Source organism: Leptothrix discophora, from assembly GCF_030705305.1.
In the GTDB taxonomy this organism is placed as follows: domain Bacteria; phylum Pseudomonadota; class Gammaproteobacteria; order Burkholderiales; family Burkholderiaceae_C; genus Sphaerotilus; species Sphaerotilus discophorus.
In genome coordinates this window covers 63,033-79,210 of record NZ_JAUZEE010000001.1, presented here as the reverse complement: position 1 = coordinate 79,210, position 16,178 = coordinate 63,033, and the positions used below count along the sequence as shown (strand labels likewise).

The following is a 16,178-nucleotide window of genomic DNA, read 5'->3' as shown; positions in this document are numbered from 1 at the left end:
GACTTGCACGCCGTCGCGATCTGGCGCGGCCAGCGCCTGTGGATCAAGTCATCAGGACATCAGGACATCAGGACATCAGGCAGACACGGCCGCCTTGGCCTGACGACGCCGCGTGACGGCACCCAGCACACCCAGGCCAGCGAGCAGCATGGCGTAGGTCTCGGGTTCGGGGACAGCGGTGACGGTGTTGGTGATCGTGAAGTTCGGGCCGTAATACGCCTGACCGCCCGCACCGGCCGACTGCTGCGCGAACGCCAGCTGGTTCGTGTAGTTGTAGAGGTGACCCGTGTAGGTGATGCGCGAATCGGTCGTCGGCACCGGCCCGAAGGTCCAGGAATTGCCGTTGGTGTAGGCGGTGACCTGGTATTGATGACCCATCTGCAGGGCCACCGGCGTGATGGCGCGGTACAGGTAGCCACCCGACAAGGTATCGGCCAGGCTCACCGTGGTCGACGCCAGCAGTTGACCTGTCGCCGTGTCGTAGAGCCCGACGCTTTCGGGCGCCGAGAAACCGGGATCGCGCCAGACGCCGAGGCTGTCGACAAAGAAGTTCGCGTTGGCGGTGAACAGGTTCGCCAGGTTCACGCGCGAACCCGGGTCATGCCCCTGGGTCAGGCTGCCCGCCGCCGGTGCCGTGAACGCGGCATCGGCAGCCTGAGCCACCGGCGCGAGCAAGGCCACGACAGCGGCGCCGATGGAAACCACGCCGGCGCGAAGCGCGCGGTGCGTGAAGCAGGTGTTGGTCGTCATCTGATTTCCCTGGAACTGGGTAGCCGCCCCATGCGGTCCGTTCAGGCCATTCTCAACGTTCAGGTCTCGAATGGCATCCCGCAGATCGGGGGCACGCCAGCGCAGCACAGCAGCAGCTGTCAGGGGATGGGAGGGGCTGGAAAGAGGTTGGCGCGCCTTGCCACACCGCATACCCGAGGGCGTTTGTGGTGAAGATGATTCAGACCTGCCACCCACGCTCACCGGTTCAAGGGAGACCACCGCAGATGCGGGATGACCGTCGCCTTGCAAACCTTTGAAATGCCTTTGGACGTCCGAGCCTGAAGGCGAATTGCCAGATTCGGGCGGCGTCCAACCCGACACACACACGCACAGGAAGCCAACCATGCAACACCCGTTCAAGACCCGCCTGCGACAGGTTCTGCTCGCCGCCGGACTGGCCTGCGCCGCTCAGGCCCAGGCGGCCACGCCGCTGCTCGGCCTCTACACCTTTGAAGGCGCCAACGGCAATTTCGGCAACGTGGTCGATGCCAGCGGCAACAACAAGAATCCGGTGTCCTACGGCGCGGTCAGCGTCACGACCGGCGGCCAGGGCTACCAGGGTGAAGCCGCACGTTTCTCGCCCGCAAGCTACTTGGCACCGACCGGCGGCTTCGAGGTCGACATCAACATCACCCAAGGCGTGAATCCCAATGGCATGACCATCGGCGGCTGGATCAACCTCGCATCCGAGCGCACGGCGCAGGGTGCGAACACCTTCTTCTCGCACGACAACGGCGGCTGGGACCGGGGCGTTTGGTACAACCGTGACACGAATACGTGGCAAAGCCGGGCCTATACCGCCCTGAGCGGCAGTTCGTCGTCGTCGGCGATGAACATCGGCCAGTGGTACTTCGTCGTCGCCACCTTCGACGGCTCGGTCGGCAACAACGTCAACATGTACCTCGATGGCCGCTACATCGGCCAGACGCCGTTCGGCGAAGACGGGAATCCGGCACCCTACCTGCGTTTTGGCGCCTATGACAACAACAGCACCACCGAGCCGTTCTCCGGCCGCATGGACAACGTCTTCGTGTTTGGCGGCGTGCTGAGCCAGAACGAGATCAACACCATCCAGCAGGGCGGCGTCGCCGGCATCCAGCAAGTGGCCGGCGTGAGCCCGGTGCCCGAACCCGAGACCTACGCGATGATGCTCGCCGGCCTGGGCGTGATCGGCTCGATCGCCCGCCGCCGCCGTCAGGCCTGATCCAGCGGAATCCGGGCCTCGGCCCTGGGCCACGGTGTCGGGAGACGCCGTGGCCCTTGAAGCACCCAAGCCTCGCAGCATGTCGAGGCTTTCTTTTTTCCGAAGCTCGATGCGGAAGAAGACACGCAGCGGTCACTTGGCGCTCATACAGGGGGAGCCCTGACGCCCCTCAGAAGCGAGGCGGCACAGACAATCCGCAGGTTCAACTTGACCCTGACCGATGCACTCGTCTGCCCCTGATCTCCACTCTCCTGGCACGCTTCCAGTCCTCGGCGTGCCGATGCATGTCGTACGCCCTGACGAGGCCGTGCAGCTGATCTCCTCCTGGGCCAACAGGCGACTCAGCAAGGTCGTCGGTATCTGCAATGCCCACTCACTGGTGACCGCAAGGCAGGAGCGCCGACATGAAGCCGCGTTGTTGGCGGCTGACCTCCGCACACCCGACGGCGCACCGGTTGCCTGGATGATGCGCAAGCTGGGCGCGCATGACCAGACACGCGTCAGCGGCCCGGACCTGATGCTTGACTACTGCGCTCATGCAGCAGCGACCGGAGAAAGCATCTTCCTGCTGGGGAGCACACCGGACACGCTCAACAAGTTGCAGGACCGCCTGCGCAGCACCTGGCCCACCCTGCATATCGCCGGCGCCGTCTCACCGCCCTTCCGCGCCCTCACGGAAGAGGAAGACGCCGAACTGACCCGCCAGATCAACGACAGCGGCGCCGGCACCGTCTGGGTCAGCTTGGGCTGCCCGAAACAAGAACGCTGGATGGCCGAACACCGCGGCAAGGTCCACGCCGTCATGGTCGGCGTCGGAGCAGCATTCGACTTTCACGCCGGCGCAATTCAGCGGGCACCGGAATGGATGAGGGATAACGGGCTGGAATGGCTGCACCGTTTGGCGAGTGAGCCAGGGAGGTTGTGGAGGAGGTATTTGGTGACGAATAGTTTGTTTGTGTGGTGGGCAATAGCAGATCTAGGAAAAACACGAAGCAATTAACCACTAAACAGAGGCCTACCTATCACATAGGGCAAAATCTTGACAGGGCACAGATATCTCAACTCACCATAGACATGCTGCTCGCACTTCTTCGCAGACTTCAAACTTTTTTACTCACATCGGGAAAATCCAGGTACCTACGTACCGGTACTGGCTTGCACGTCGGAAAGGGAACCCGGCTATGGGCACCAAACTCACTAATCATAGGCAAATGCGTTTACTTGGGAAAGCAAGTTCACATTGAAGCTGACGCGAGCATCGGAGATTATTGCCTGATCGCAAATCGAGTCGCAATCGTAGGAAGAAATGATCACGATTTCCGGAAGATTGGGCACCCAGTTAGATTCTCACCATGGATCGGCAATCAGAATCACCCATCTTTTCGCCAGGAGAGACCGGCAATCATCGAATCAGACGTATGGGTTGGTTACGGCGCCATAATAATGTCAGGCGTCACCGTTGGCAAAGGATCAATCATTGCCGCGGGAAGCATTGTTACAAAAGACATTCCTCAGTACTGCATAGCCGCAGGAAATCCTGCGAAACCAATAGGCGAGAGATTCAAGACCCAAGCGGAACGAGAAAAACACGAACGTATGATGCGAACTGGAACGTTCGCCTTCTCCGAGCGAGGTCTCGATCACTCAATCATCGTACCTGGACCAGAAGAGTTTTAATCTCAATGAAAAAAGTAGTCATCCTACAACATCGCCTACTTCATTATCGAACTGGAATGTTTGATCAACTACGTTCCGCATGCGCCAATCACGATATTGATCTTATGCTGGTCCACGGCCAAGCAACGCGCCGCGAATTAATTAAGCATGACGAAGGGCACCTACCCTGGGCGATAAAAGTTCAAAACAAAGTTTGGGAGATTGGCTCCAGAGATCTGATTTGGCAACCATTCCCCGAAGACGCAAAGAACGCAGACCTTGTCATCCTAATGCAGGAAAGCCGAATTCTTTCGAACTACCCGTTACTGCTGAGCAGATTATGGGGAGCTCGCAAAGTTGCATATTGGGGGCATGGAAAGAACTTTCAGAGCGATGCTCCCACTGGAATGAGAGAACGTTGGAAAGACATGCTCTTGACACGAGTCGACTGGTGGTTCTCCTATACTAGCGCCACCACCAAAATTCTAAAGGCAGCAGGTTTTCCGGAGAAAAAAATAACGCAACTCGAGAATGCCATAGATACAACAGAGTTCAAAAAACATCTTGACTCATGGACAATTGATGAAATAAGCCAAGAACGCGCCAATCTTGGAATCGACCCAAACGCCGCCGTAGCAATATTCTGTGGGTCGCTATATCCAGACAAACGTCTAGACTTACTAACGTCAATATCTGACAAAATCCGAAAAAAAATACCAAGTTTTCATTTAATTGTGATCGGCGATGGGCCGTCTATGCCTGAGATGCGCATTGCCGCACAAACTAGACCTTGGATTCACATACTAGGCGTTCAAAAGAACAAAAGAAAAGCACTATATTTTAATATGGCAGATATAATGATAAACCCAGGATTGGTTGGACTTCATATTGTAGATGCGTTTTGCGCAGGAATAGTTATGGTCACGACCACAAATGCAAAACATTCGCCAGAAGTCGCATATCTTGTACATAATAAAAATGGCTTAATACTCGACGACAATGATGAGATCATTGCGGCGAGAATCATTTCACTTATCGAAAACAAAGAGGAACTAAGGACGATCCAACGGAATTCTCTATCTGAGAGCCATTTATATACACAAGAAGGGATGGTAAAAAATTTCGCCACAGGAATAATCAACGCACTTCGAGAACATCACAATTCATGAGGGCCACGAAGCATTTTAGACTGAAGCAAGTTTAATGCTCCGATAACTCTGCCCTTCCAAGTGAAAGCATGCGCCCGAAGAATTGCTGATTTCGACATTACCAATCGACTCTCTTCGTTTGAGTATATTGATACCACAGACTCAGCAAGTTTTTTAGCAATGTCTTCAGAAGATAGATTCTTTACAGGAACGACAATAGAACAACTGCTATCGACCAATGTTGCAGGCCCTCCTAAATCTAGACACACAACCGGCAAGCCAAAAGACATGGCTTCGAGAACGACGTTACCGCTCGAGTCATGAAGGCTCGGAAACAGAAAACAATTACAGCGGCGATAAATTCCAAACAAATCCGCTTGAGGCAAATGTGGAATCCAGGAAATAGATTCATCAATACCCAGGGATTGAGCCCGCATTTTTAGCCACTCCCCCTCAGAGCCGTCGCCAACTATAGTGAGCCTAGCTTTTGGATAAATATCCAGTATGCGAGCGAAAGCGTCAATAACAAGATACCCACCTTTCCAACCCAGCAATCGACCGACGTACAATATATCGATAACATTAGAAGCAATCCGTTCAGACAGCTCGAATAGCCGCGCATCTACATCAAAATTAATACCAATCTCAGGGTACACCTCGGTCTTCGCTCGAGCATAGGGCGGCAAGAACAACTTTGTCTGCTGGGTTTTGGCAAGTATTAAGGTGGCACTCAACCATGAAAGGTGAAGAAACGGATTGAACCAAGACAATCTGTTGGCAATTGCACGTAGACACTCGAACAATTTGCTTGATATGGGAAGTGGCTTTTTTAACTTCCAAGGCGCGTCTTCGGCCCCACCGACTGGGCCGAAGATAAACGGGATTCCTAACAATCCCAAGAACGAGGGTGTACGAAAAACACCATACGTCGCATGAATTGCCACATCAAACGAGAACTTCAAATGAAGCGCACGCGCATAGAAAAATAATCCATACTGCCAAGCAGAATATAGAAGCTGCGCAGTCCCAGCGCGAAGCGGCACGAACCTCAAACAAATGGGGCGATAACCATGAACACGTACGCGCTCGAGACCAAGTTTTAATATTCCACGTTCAACATCAAGAACACGTGATGTATCAGTGAGAATATCAACTGAATGCCCATCCTTGGCTAATTCGACAACCCAATTCCAACCAACACCGTGCTCACTTCCGACATTAGGCCGGATAGCAAATGCCGAGACCAATATCCTCACAACATCCCCCAATTCATAGAAGAACCAGAAAAAACCAATCACCCAGCACACTCAAAGGCAACTAGGGAACGTCTGCACAACCCGCCAGCCCACAACTTTCGGTCTGACGACTTCGTCCAATGATCCACGCGACCGCGAAATCGCACGGCCATGACGCTTGTGTGCACCGACTTGCCGGCACAAGGCACTTGCATGCAGTTTTCGGGCGCACTCATGCCAGCGCTCCTGACCATTTCCCACGCACCATCCGCAGATTGGACAGCGCCATCGGCGTCACCAGCAGCGCCGTGTTCTTGGCCGGCCCGCGATAGCGTATTTTGACGTATCCAATCTGCCGTTTGATCACCCGAAACGGCTGTTCAATCTTGGGCCGGATGCCCGCCTTCAATTTCTCGATGCGTTCAGTTAGCGCGTCGATCGACAGTGTCGGATCCAGCAACTTGCGTTTACCACGCCGCATCGCGACGTGCAGGGTTACACCGGGTTTGGCATCGACGCGCTTGTGCGCCCCTTGGTAGCCGGCGTCGCCAAAGGCTTCGACTTCGTCGCCGAGCAACAGACTGTTGGCCTCAACGCCGTCGTTGACGCTGCCGGCCGTGCCACGCACGGTATGCACCAACCCTGAATCGGGGACCGCGCCTATGAAGCACTTCATCCCGAAGTACAACTGGTTTTCCTTGTTGCTCTGCTTCATCTCAAGCTCTCGCTCGCCCGAGGCGTTTTTGGTCGAACTAGGCGATGCAATCAACATTGCGTCGACCACGGTGCCGCACTTGTGCAGCAAACCCTTGGCCGTCAGCAGTTCATTGATGGCATAGAAGATCTGGTCGACAAGCTTGTACTCCTCCAGCACACAGCGAAATCGAAGGAGGGTGGATTCATCGGGCAAACTGGAGTCCCCAGCCCCAAGCCCCACGAACTCACGGAACAGTGGCACGTCATGCAACGCGCATTCCATCGCCGGATCCGACAGGTTGAACCACTGCCGTAGGAGGTGGATGCGCGGAATACCTTTGGCCGGAACCGGTGGTCGGCCTCGCGGCAGATACGGTGACTCTAGCCTCGACCAGGGCACCACTTGTTCCATCTCGCCGAGGAACTCACGGCGGTAAGGACGTTTGGTCGACAGCCCCAAGCCGAAGCATGCTTGATTCATGCAGCGAACGTCTCAAGGGCTTGCCAATCGGGCAAGCATGGCGGGGCGAGGCGGATGTTGTGTAGACCATCTTTAGCGTCGCCACCATTTATTATGCAATGGCCGAAGTGAGTCGAAAAAGGCAGTACTACACCACACGAATGGGCAAAGGCAAACAGATTACTCAAGCGCTTCAAAAGGTAAACCGGTGAAGGCTAACCGATTTCATGTCACATGACTTCGAATAAATATAAAAGAGATCTTCAACATCACTATATTTAACCTGTGGCGAGCATCGATCTCCTTTGAGATCACCCAAGAGAACCCATTCAGCATCAAGATGATCGCGCTTATAGATCCTTAAACCTCGACCGACAGCAATTTGCCGGCCTTGTTTGTCGGCAGCCAAAGAGTTGGTGCCTGCTGGAAGCGGCTGCGGCAATGACCACAATTCTTTATCAACTGACCAATAGGAAACCAATCGACTCCCACCGATCAACTCAAACACGGCAAACAACCCGCCACCAGGCAGACTCCCAAGCAATTTATAAGGCGTAAATTTTTGTTCAACACTAAAGCCGGGTAATTTATTACTCGACGACCTTGTTATTGGCTTCGCATCAGCCTTTGGGATTGGTGATTCCGATTGATCGAACACAACCACCGAATGACTTGGTGCGGACGAATCTGGACCAGGGCCTCCTTGACGCCAAGTCCAAACTACATGAAGTTTCCCCCCAACCGCATCCTCAACCAATCTAGGAAGATATGGAATATATTCCTCATCAGCAGTGAACGTAGTTATTGATTGCGTAGAAGCACCCCAATTATCTATATCTGACTTTTCCCGCAAAAAAGACCACCCAACGGGACTCCAAGTCTGGGACACCTCCGAATATACAGAAACCCCAGCGGAAAGCATTCGTTCTTTCCATGGACGGGCAGGCCGAAGAGAATGTCGATATGATATCCACAGTCGACCATTACCTGATCGGAAAAAGGCGGGATAAGTTATCTGAGTACCCGGTATCTCAGCGCGACCTGAACCAGAAAAATTTGTGACATTATCAAAAAAAACCCGCCCTAGGTCTTCATCCGTCACCACTTCACCCCTAAATATGAAATTATCTACGCTATACGGATGCATTGATCGGGAATATTGCCAAGGCATATTATGCATGCCGTAAGCAATGTGAATATAGCCACTTCGGTCAAACGCAATAGATGGCTGCGTGTGCCATGGATTCCGCATAGTTCGCGCATCAACAATCGTTTCTGCCCATCCCCAAACGCCGTTCGCACCACGCCGACCCATGCGAACTATAGTTTTAAGGAATGGCGACTTACGCTCCACAGGTTCGACTACGTTCGCTACCACTACGTACCCGTCTAGAAAGTCAAACGAAGTGGCAAACGAAGAAAGATCTCCGTCCGGCGAAACCAAAAACGGACCGCCAATCAACTCGATTTTTATATTAGCAGAAGCGAGTCCCGAATAAACGAACAACAGAAATGAAAAACTCAACCGAATAGCTGGCAACAACAAGTGCAACCTCTTCAAGACGCAACCTCACGCAAGCGAAGCAAACCAACCTTTAAATAAACACAACAAATCACAAACACAATCCAAAGAAAATGAGTTGGGCGTAGAAGGGTGGTTTCGGTGGTGTTTGTTACCAAAAATATGACGAGGTATAAAGCCGGAAATAACCAAATTGACTTATCGCAACGCCTTGAGAGCAGCCAAACTACTCTCAAATACCATGCAATCAACGCAACAAACAGGCTCATACCAACAACGCCGAGTTCATTGACGAAATCGAGGTAACCATTGTGGGCCTGCACAGGAACACCCCAAAAAATTTGATTGGTGACAGCATTCGAAGGCCCCTCACTGATACCAGTCCAAAAACCTCCATAGCCGACCCCGAAAAAAGCATGCTTCGCGATCTCTATACGCATGAGCCGCCAGAGATTGTCACGCCCAGTAAGCGAAGAATCCCGTCCAGTCGAAGAGAAAAAGGTTTCAATCGCCGCATCAATCGGAAGCACACCCATCCGTACTACGTAGACCGATAATGGCAGCGCCACAAGCAAGAAAAATAAAAACAGCGCAATAAGTGTTTTATCTGCCGAACTACCCAGACCCCTACCCAGATAAAGTACACATACAATCGACAACAAAACCAGCAAACCCACCAATGCAGTTGCACTCTTGGTTAGCAATATCGAATATATAGAGACCGCCAGCACGAGAACGCTCACTTTGACCATCTTCCGGCAAAGCACTGCCGAGACTGCCAATGTACTTGTCACCAACAGAAACAGACCCCACTGATTTTTATGTGAGGCAAGGCCTGTAAGAGCAACTCCTCCAAGCGGCCATATTTTCTGCGTCAAGTAACCAACAATGAGGCCAATAACCATCAATAATGCACACGGAATCAAGAGTCGTACATGAAGGGGAGTAGAAGATTCATATCGAATAATTGCAATACCTACAATTATAATTCCAAGGAATTGAATAAATCTCTTTATTGACGTCACCGGAATCGGCGACCAGGCAATAGTAAGAACGGCATACAAACAAAGCAATCCCAACCAAAATGGCAACTCAACCAAACCAAGTTTAACTGACTGCCTCTTGGCTCCAAAAAATATATACACCACACATATGGAGAACAACGAAGCCCACAGAATTTGCTTCGACAATCCATCCTCAGACCCAAATAAATCAAATAGCGGAGAGGCGGATGCAATGACAAGTATCCACATCATTTTAGAGAGCACTGTCCCAGTTGCGATAAAAGCAACTAGCGCAAAAGCAACCGCTATTAAAGCAATCACAATCACTAAAATCTGAGATCCAAAGATTAGCACGACGTCACGTCCTTTGCTTGGTAGCCGTACATTTCGATTTTTGTCAAAGCAAAGCACCTACCCAGGAACAACAAGCCTCTCCTGGCCAAAAGAAACCCAAAGCATCTATCGAATGGAAACAGCATGAGTGCAAGTAGGACGAGGGGAAATCCAAGCCAGAATCCAAGAGCAGCATGGGCAATACGTTTAATAACTGAGGCGTCCTTGCCAACTATTCTCCAATACATTATCGATGGTCGGAGTGATCGCTCAAGCATCCAACTCAGTTTTTGACGACTAAGGGGGACCTTTTCATAAACAACAGCCTCATCACTCCATACAAATATCCGTCCAAACTTTTTAAGCCTATAAAATAACTCAAAATCCTCACTGCCTGTAAATGCAAGTTTCTCGTCAAATACTTGATCAGTATTCAAGATTGACCGTTTCAATAGGGCATTACACGTCTTTCCATCATTGGCAGAAAGAACCTCTCCAGTCTTGTATCGTGGCCGATCGAAAAACCGAGTTCTCTTGATCCAAGTCGCAGTATTCGGAGGATACTCCGGCAGCACAGGCCCCAATACTGCATCAGCGCCGGTAGCCTTTGCGACATTCACCAGTGAAGCCAACCATCCCGGAGATGCGATCTCGTCATCATCAATAAATGCAATATACTCGCCATTGGAATTTCTTACCGCACTGTTTCTTGCATAAGAAATCCCTTGGCGACGCTCAACCAGATAATCAATATGAATATTTCGCTCGGATTGGCAAAAATCTATAACAACTTTAGCAGCCGTTTCTTCCTCATCATTGTCGATGACAACAATATTCCACAAGAAATCAACTCCAAGCTGCCCAGTCAGACTTCGAAGCAACTCTTCCAGCAATCTGGGTCGCCGAAAAGTACAAATACAGATAGTGACCAAGACCTCGCTCATTTTATGCTTCCAAAAATCATGACCTGTTTCGCCCGTATGCGAGGAACAATATAATCTGAACCACCTCTAGGCAGCACATGGAAATCACCACGCCGACCGCACCCAGCTCAAGGAAAGCCATCATCGAAAGAACCGCGCAACAAAAACCAATTAATCCAAAGTAAAATTGCAACTTTACGCCCTGCTTATCTGCAGAAAGCTCAGTAAAAATAATTACACGTATCGCCATTAATGAGAAACAAACCGCCCAGCCAAAGATAAGACTACGCAACTCAGGATATTCGTCACCCAAAACCACACTAAAAACTGGACTTAACGACCCAATCACGACGCCGTAGACAGGAATAAGAAACACAGCAATCAAAATACTCTTTTTAATGATTAGCCGAGCTTTCAAAGTGTTTCCCGAGGCACGCTCCCTTATGACACTGGGCCGAAAGTAGTTTACCCAGGCGGTGACAGCGACCCCAACTGGCATTAAAAAGAGCCTGGCAGCATTAACTTCAGCAACCACCGACAACCCAAAATTGCGTGCCGCAAAGTAATTTTGAATATTACCGCCAGCCCAATTTACACCTACACTTGGCAATGTCCAACGAGAGAATTCAATAAACTCTCTATAATCCGCAGAAGCCCGCAAGAGTGGCGTTTTTTCCCGTGAAAGAATCATCCAAGACAGGATTAGAGAAGCTCCGGAAATAGTTAATACCGCATTCGCTGACATCAAACCAAACATAGTGACGAATAGAATAAGCGTTAGCTGTATTGACGCAGCGATCAAAGTGTACTTGAGCGCCGAAAATGAAGACCCGTCGGCATAGCTTTCTGCTCGCAGTCCGTCCCGCAATGTTGCTCCAATTGAAGCAAGGCTAACTGCGAATATGACAGAGGGCGGATCGCCGTGAATAATCTTCTCATTGCCAAGCAACAGAAATCCTGCCGCCATTAGCAGGATCAATATCACCATCGAACCAATTGACCCCTTAAAGGCCGTCATTCTATATTTGTTTTTTAACTCCAAATCTGCAGTTCTTGCCAGTAACGCAATCAGTGGGGAGTACCACATCGAATTTTGTATGCCCTGCACTAGCAAAACTATCGAGAAAAGTAAAGTATATAATCCAAACTGTTCCTTTCCAGCAAATCTCGCGACCACTATTGAGGCACCAAGGCCCAGTAGACTCAGAATGATTTGATCTGCAATCGCATAGATTGATCTGTTCTTGTGGGACACAATCTTCACGAGGAGGATCCAATAATTTTAGCAGTGGGCTGCCGAATAATTTTCTTGTGTGGCGCAATATCCAGACTAGCCGAGTACTCAGATTTCGATATTCTGGTATATTTTCCTACAGCCAATACTCGATAGAGATTTTTTTGCCCAATAATCAGCCAAAGAAATGCTTTAAGAAGAAGTTTGATTTGGGCTTTTACGCTTGTGGCCTCACGATGTCGCACCATTAACTGCCTAAAGTTTCCATACGACGACGACCGCCCCCCTAACTCAAATTCGCATACCACACATGGCAGGAATACGCCCCCACACTGATCTAGAGCGCGACCGGTGAAATCACCATCTGCGCCTACAGGCTTATCTAGCTTGTATTCGTTAGATGAGTAGAACTTGACTGGATAGAACGTAGCTTGATGCGGCGGCATAGAAAAAATCTTTGCCTCTGCGCCCAACGCTGGCCTAACGTATGCGTCGTTTAGGTAGACCTCCAAGCTTCTTCCAATAACGACGTGATTGCCTCCATCTGCGAAGGCATATCTCTTAAACATATCGAAAGAAAACTTAGAGGAAAACTTATCCCCTGCATTCATAAATATAACAAATTTTCCTATTGCAGCCTTCAACCCTTTATTCATCGCATCATAGAGTCCCTTATCCGGTTCGCTCTTCCAAATCATCTTCGGAAAACCTATTGATTTCTCTACCAAAAAATCCTTGACATCTGGCGTCGAACTTCCGTCGATAACTATATGCTCTACCGCCTCACTGCCGAGCAAACTATGGACAGACTGGATAGTCCGCACTAACCCTGGCAAGTCGTTGTAAACGACAGTAATAATACTTAGGATAGTAGTGTTTTCACAATCCTCGAACTGCGAACAAGTCATAGGTGGAGTAGTCGCTTGAATTAGTGGGATCATTCAATAAGCCTACCTGCGAGCCTGATGCGCATTGTTTCGCTACTTCCTAAAATTATTCCCCGCACGAAATCATCGTGGACCGCAAATGCAGAGTTGGCATTTGCGGTCAATGGTTGACACACGAAACAGCAATCCATCCACTATGTAGCCTTGAGTTGCCCAACGCATCTCTTCATATTTCTTCTCGAAACCTGACTTGACTACCTTTTCGCCTACTAGAATCCAATATGTGACTGGTTCAATCCTCCGCTCGGTAAGTGAAGTCTGCAGGCGCTTTACAGGAACACTTCCATGACTTGTCGTTACAATATCCTCCTTTGAGTCCAACAACTGAAACCCCTGCGCCGGATAACAAATCTCCGGCTTGTGCACCTGGAATGAATCGTTCTGATTCTTCCCATACGCAATCGACAGCATCACCCGCTGCCCGCTCGAATTGACGTAGGTGCGATTGATGATCTCTGAGTACAGGCTATTCAATAACTGATTCTGCTGCGGATTGACCACGCCTCCATTTGTCGGAATGAGTTTCCAGTCACCAAATTCGTTGGGCAAAGAGGGTTCGATCTTCAGTTCGGCACGTGTGTCAGCCAGGTACTTGGTCGGTTTCAAGTTAGCGGTCGCGCCAGCGGTAACGACCATCGCGGCGGCGAGGACGATGGCGGTGGAGAACTTGCGGCGATTGGGGGGCGTCATGTTGGCGTCCTCAAGCAGGGTTGGAGGAGACGTTCTGCGGTCGCGCATCCATGTGCCGGATCACCCACCGCAACACCCCATCCACCGCAATGATCAACATCAACGCCGCCATGAACAGCACCATCCCCGCAAACCCGTGCAGAAACCCCTGCCCGGCCTCGTCGCCGAAGTGATAGGTGATGAGTGACAGCACGATCACGCGGATGACGTTGGCGGTGAAGCTGATCGGGACGATCAGGATGGCCAGCGTCACGTTGCGCGCGATGCTTTCGTGGCGGACCAGGTTCAGGTAGAGCAATCCGAGCGCCTCCAGGGTGAACAGGGTCTGCATGCCGGCGCAGGCGTCGGCCACCAGCAGCTGGTATTGGCCGACCTGCAGGATCACGCCGGTGCGGCTGATCGGGTAGTTGAAGAGGTGCATCACCGATTCGGCCATGTAGGACACGGCGAGCTTCATGGGCTGGGTCATGGCATCGACCAGTGCGCCGGGCAGCGGGACCATGAAGACCATGAAGAACAGCGCGAAGCCCAGCAGGCGGACGGCCGCGGCGCCGTGCAGCAGCAAGGTGATGGCGGCGATCAGCCAGATCAGCGCACCGACTTCAAAGATCAGGATGTCCTGCGAGCGCCCGACGAGGTAGAGCAGCAGGCCGAACACGAAGATCGGCCAACCGATGACCGGACGGGGCCGAGGTGGTGCGGCCCGGAACTCCGGCCACTTCTTCCAGAGCAGCCACAGGCTGATGCCCAGCACGATGGGGCCGTGGCCCTGCTGGTCGGTCGACCAGATGCCGTGAAACAGGTCCCAGAAGGTCGGCACGTACATGGCCAGCAGGCCGGCGCCGGCGATCAGCCAGGGGATGGCGTCGAAGGTCGAGGTGGCCTCGCCGGTCGGGGCTGGCATTCGGTCGTTCATGGGCGGTCCGGTAGAGCGGCGGTGGGGGCCAGGCCAAACATGCCGGCCCTGCTGGCAGGCAGGGCAAGGCCAGGGTTTCCGAGCATCCTTAAGCCTACCAATCTGGCCCTGCCCCTCTCCCCCCTCATTGCGGGGCTGTCAGATGAGCACGCGCACAAATCGACGTTCATCGCCACTTCGTGGCGGGCGGGTCGGGCCGGGATGCGGGAGGGAGTGGGGGCGGATGTGGCTCACCGGATGATCTCGCGCCAACGCTTCGGTTTCATGGGGGAGTTGCCAGTTCCAACCCCGGATCCTCGCGGCGACACTCGTTCCGGAGGCTGAAAAGATGAAAAAACTGAAAACCGGGGCGGGTGTCGACCGGGCCAGCGGGCAGCGGTTGGGGTCGACGTGGCGGCCCGCGTCCGTGCTGATCGTCGCCGGGCTCCTGTCGGCCTGTGCCGGGCTCGGGGCGGGTGATGCGGCGGTGCCGGACGGCCCCCGGACGGAACCCCTGGCGAATGCGGCGAATGCGGCGGTGGCGGCTCGTGACCTGCCGGCATCGGCAGCGGTGGCCGACGCGGGGCCGGCGGCGCGGGTGGCGGTGCCGCCGCCGCCCACCTGGCGGGCCTTGTCCAGCGCGCCGATGGCGCCGTGGACCGAGCGCCGCACGCCGCTCTACACCTATGTGCTCGCGGGCGACATCGGGATGTCGGCGGGCCAGGCCGCCGGCAAGACGCACGCTGGCCCGAAGTCGCGGGCGCAGAAAGCCATGGTGCGGCTGCTGGCCGAGGTGCAGGCCGAGGACGGCCCGGAGGCCGACGCGGCGCTGGCGGCGGTGCACCAGTTCCTGGTGCCGGCCTGGCCGCGCACGGCACGCCAGACGCTGTCGACGGCCGAGGCCGCCGCACGGCCGGCGCCGCTGTCGCTGGCGGAGGTCGACCTGATCAAGTCGCGCGCCCACCTGGATCTGCTGCGGGTGGTGCTGGCGGGCCAGCCTCGCATGGCGCAGCGGCTGCGCGGCCTCGGGCCCTTCCTGGCGACGACACGCCAGCCGCTGGGCGAGCTGGTGCAGCGTTCGGCCGCCGGTCGCCTGGTGGTGGCGGATCACGCGCCGGTGCTGCTGATCGACCTTGGCCAGCAGGGCGAGTCCTCGCTGCTGGCGGCCGTGAAGTCGCTGAAGGTCGTCGCGCGTGCGGCCAACGAAGGGCAGACCAGCGCGATCGGGCCGCTGCGCACGCCGCTGCTGTCGGCCCTGCGATCCACCGGTGCCGCGCCGCCGCCGGTGCTGGAAACGCCGGTGCCAGCGGTGAGGCGGCCGAAGTGAGCGGCTGGCGTGAGCGGGTGAAATGAGCGGCTGACCTGAATCCCGCTGCGACACGACCGGCTCGATCTCCGGTTGTCGGGAAGGAAACCCAGGCATAGAGTCGGCGGTGACGACCGACCCGTTCGCCGGGTCC

Annotated in this window: 15 protein-coding genes; 5 read left to right on the top strand and 10 right to left on the bottom strand. The window is 53.5% G+C overall.

The window, feature by feature from the left end:
- Positions 1–75: 75 nt before the first annotated feature.
- Complete coding sequence (locus Q8X39_RS00345; protein ID WP_305747642.1) at positions 76–858, bottom strand: PEP-CTERM sorting domain-containing protein; 783 nt, start codon at positions 856–858, stop codon at positions 76–78.
- Between the two features lie 256 nt (positions 859–1,114).
- Between Q8X39_RS00345 and Q8X39_RS00340 the strand changes: the two genes are divergently transcribed.
- The 4 genes from Q8X39_RS00340 (at position 1,115) to Q8X39_RS00330 (ending at position 4,800) form a co-directional block, all read left to right on the top strand.
- The gene (locus Q8X39_RS00340; protein ID WP_305747641.1) at positions 1,115–1,975 is read left to right on the top strand and encodes a LamG-like jellyroll fold domain-containing protein; all 861 of its coding nucleotides are present in this window, start codon (positions 1,115–1,117) and stop codon (positions 1,973–1,975) included.
- A 307-nt stretch (positions 1,976–2,282) separates the two neighbouring features.
- Positions 2,283–2,975 (top strand): WecB/TagA/CpsF family glycosyltransferase, encoded by a 693-nt coding sequence (locus Q8X39_RS00335; protein WP_305747640.1) that lies wholly within the window; start codon positions 2,283–2,285, stop codon positions 2,973–2,975.
- A 74-nt stretch (positions 2,976–3,049) separates the two neighbouring features.
- Positions 3,050–3,652 (top strand): CatB-related O-acetyltransferase, encoded by a 603-nt coding sequence (locus Q8X39_RS20500; protein ID WP_369538072.1) that lies wholly within the window; start codon positions 3,050–3,052, stop codon positions 3,650–3,652.
- Positions 3,653–3,708: 56 nt separating this feature from the next.
- Positions 3,709–4,800 (top strand): glycosyltransferase family 4 protein, encoded by a 1,092-nt coding sequence (locus tag Q8X39_RS00330; RefSeq protein WP_305747639.1) that lies wholly within the window; start codon positions 3,709–3,711, stop codon positions 4,798–4,800.
- Here Q8X39_RS00330 and Q8X39_RS00325 read toward each other — a convergent pair.
- From Q8X39_RS00325 to xrtB, 9 genes are all read right to left on the bottom strand, one after another.
- Positions 4,788–6,077 carry a glycosyltransferase family 4 protein gene (locus tag Q8X39_RS00325; protein WP_305747638.1) on the bottom strand — a complete coding sequence of 430 codons (1,290 nt, stop codon included), beginning with the start codon at positions 6,075–6,077 and terminating at the stop codon, positions 4,788–4,790. The genes Q8X39_RS00330 and Q8X39_RS00325 overlap by 13 nt on opposite strands.
- Before the next feature lie 169 nt (positions 6,078–6,246).
- Entirely contained in the window at positions 6,247–7,191 is a 945-nt protein-coding gene (locus Q8X39_RS00320) for an IS5 family transposase (RefSeq protein ID WP_305747637.1), read from the bottom strand.
- Positions 7,192–7,363: 172 nt separating this feature from the next.
- Positions 7,364–8,716, bottom strand: coding sequence for a BNR-4 repeat-containing protein (locus Q8X39_RS00315; RefSeq protein WP_305747636.1), 1,353 nt, complete (start codon positions 8,714–8,716; stop codon positions 7,364–7,366).
- An 11-nt stretch (positions 8,717–8,727) separates the two neighbouring features.
- Positions 8,728–10,023: an O-antigen ligase family protein gene (locus Q8X39_RS00310; RefSeq protein ID WP_305747635.1), complete on the bottom strand. Its 1,296-nt coding sequence runs from the start codon at positions 10,021–10,023 to the stop codon at positions 8,728–8,730.
- Positions 10,024–10,043: 20 nt separating this feature from the next.
- Complete coding sequence (locus Q8X39_RS00305; RefSeq protein ID WP_305747634.1) at positions 10,044–10,973, bottom strand: glycosyltransferase; 930 nt, start codon at positions 10,971–10,973, stop codon at positions 10,044–10,046.
- A 16-nt stretch (positions 10,974–10,989) separates the two neighbouring features.
- Positions 10,990–12,216, bottom strand: a complete 1,227-nt coding sequence (locus tag Q8X39_RS00300; protein WP_305747633.1) for a lipopolysaccharide biosynthesis protein — start codon at positions 12,214–12,216, stop codon at positions 10,990–10,992.
- On the bottom strand, positions 12,213–13,094 hold the full coding sequence (locus tag Q8X39_RS00295) for a glycosyltransferase (protein ID WP_305747632.1): 882 nt from the start codon (positions 13,092–13,094) through the stop codon (positions 12,213–12,215). Before Q8X39_RS00295 ends, Q8X39_RS00300 begins: the two co-directional genes overlap by 4 nt.
- A gap of 102 nt (positions 13,095–13,196) precedes the next feature.
- Positions 13,197–13,823, bottom strand: coding sequence for an exosortase-associated protein EpsI, B-type (gene epsI, locus Q8X39_RS00290; protein ID WP_305747631.1), 627 nt, complete (start codon positions 13,821–13,823; stop codon positions 13,197–13,199).
- Positions 13,824–13,833: 10 nt separating this feature from the next.
- A complete protein-coding gene (xrtB, locus tag Q8X39_RS00285) occupies positions 13,834–14,739 on the bottom strand; it encodes an exosortase B (protein WP_305747630.1) in 906 nt (301 codons plus the stop codon).
- Positions 14,740–15,256: 517 nt separating this feature from the next.
- Here xrtB and Q8X39_RS00280 point away from each other — a divergent pair.
- Positions 15,257–16,045, top strand: a complete 789-nt coding sequence (locus Q8X39_RS00280; protein ID WP_305747629.1) for a hypothetical protein — start codon at positions 15,257–15,259, stop codon at positions 16,043–16,045.
- Positions 16,046–16,178 lie beyond the last annotated feature (133 nt).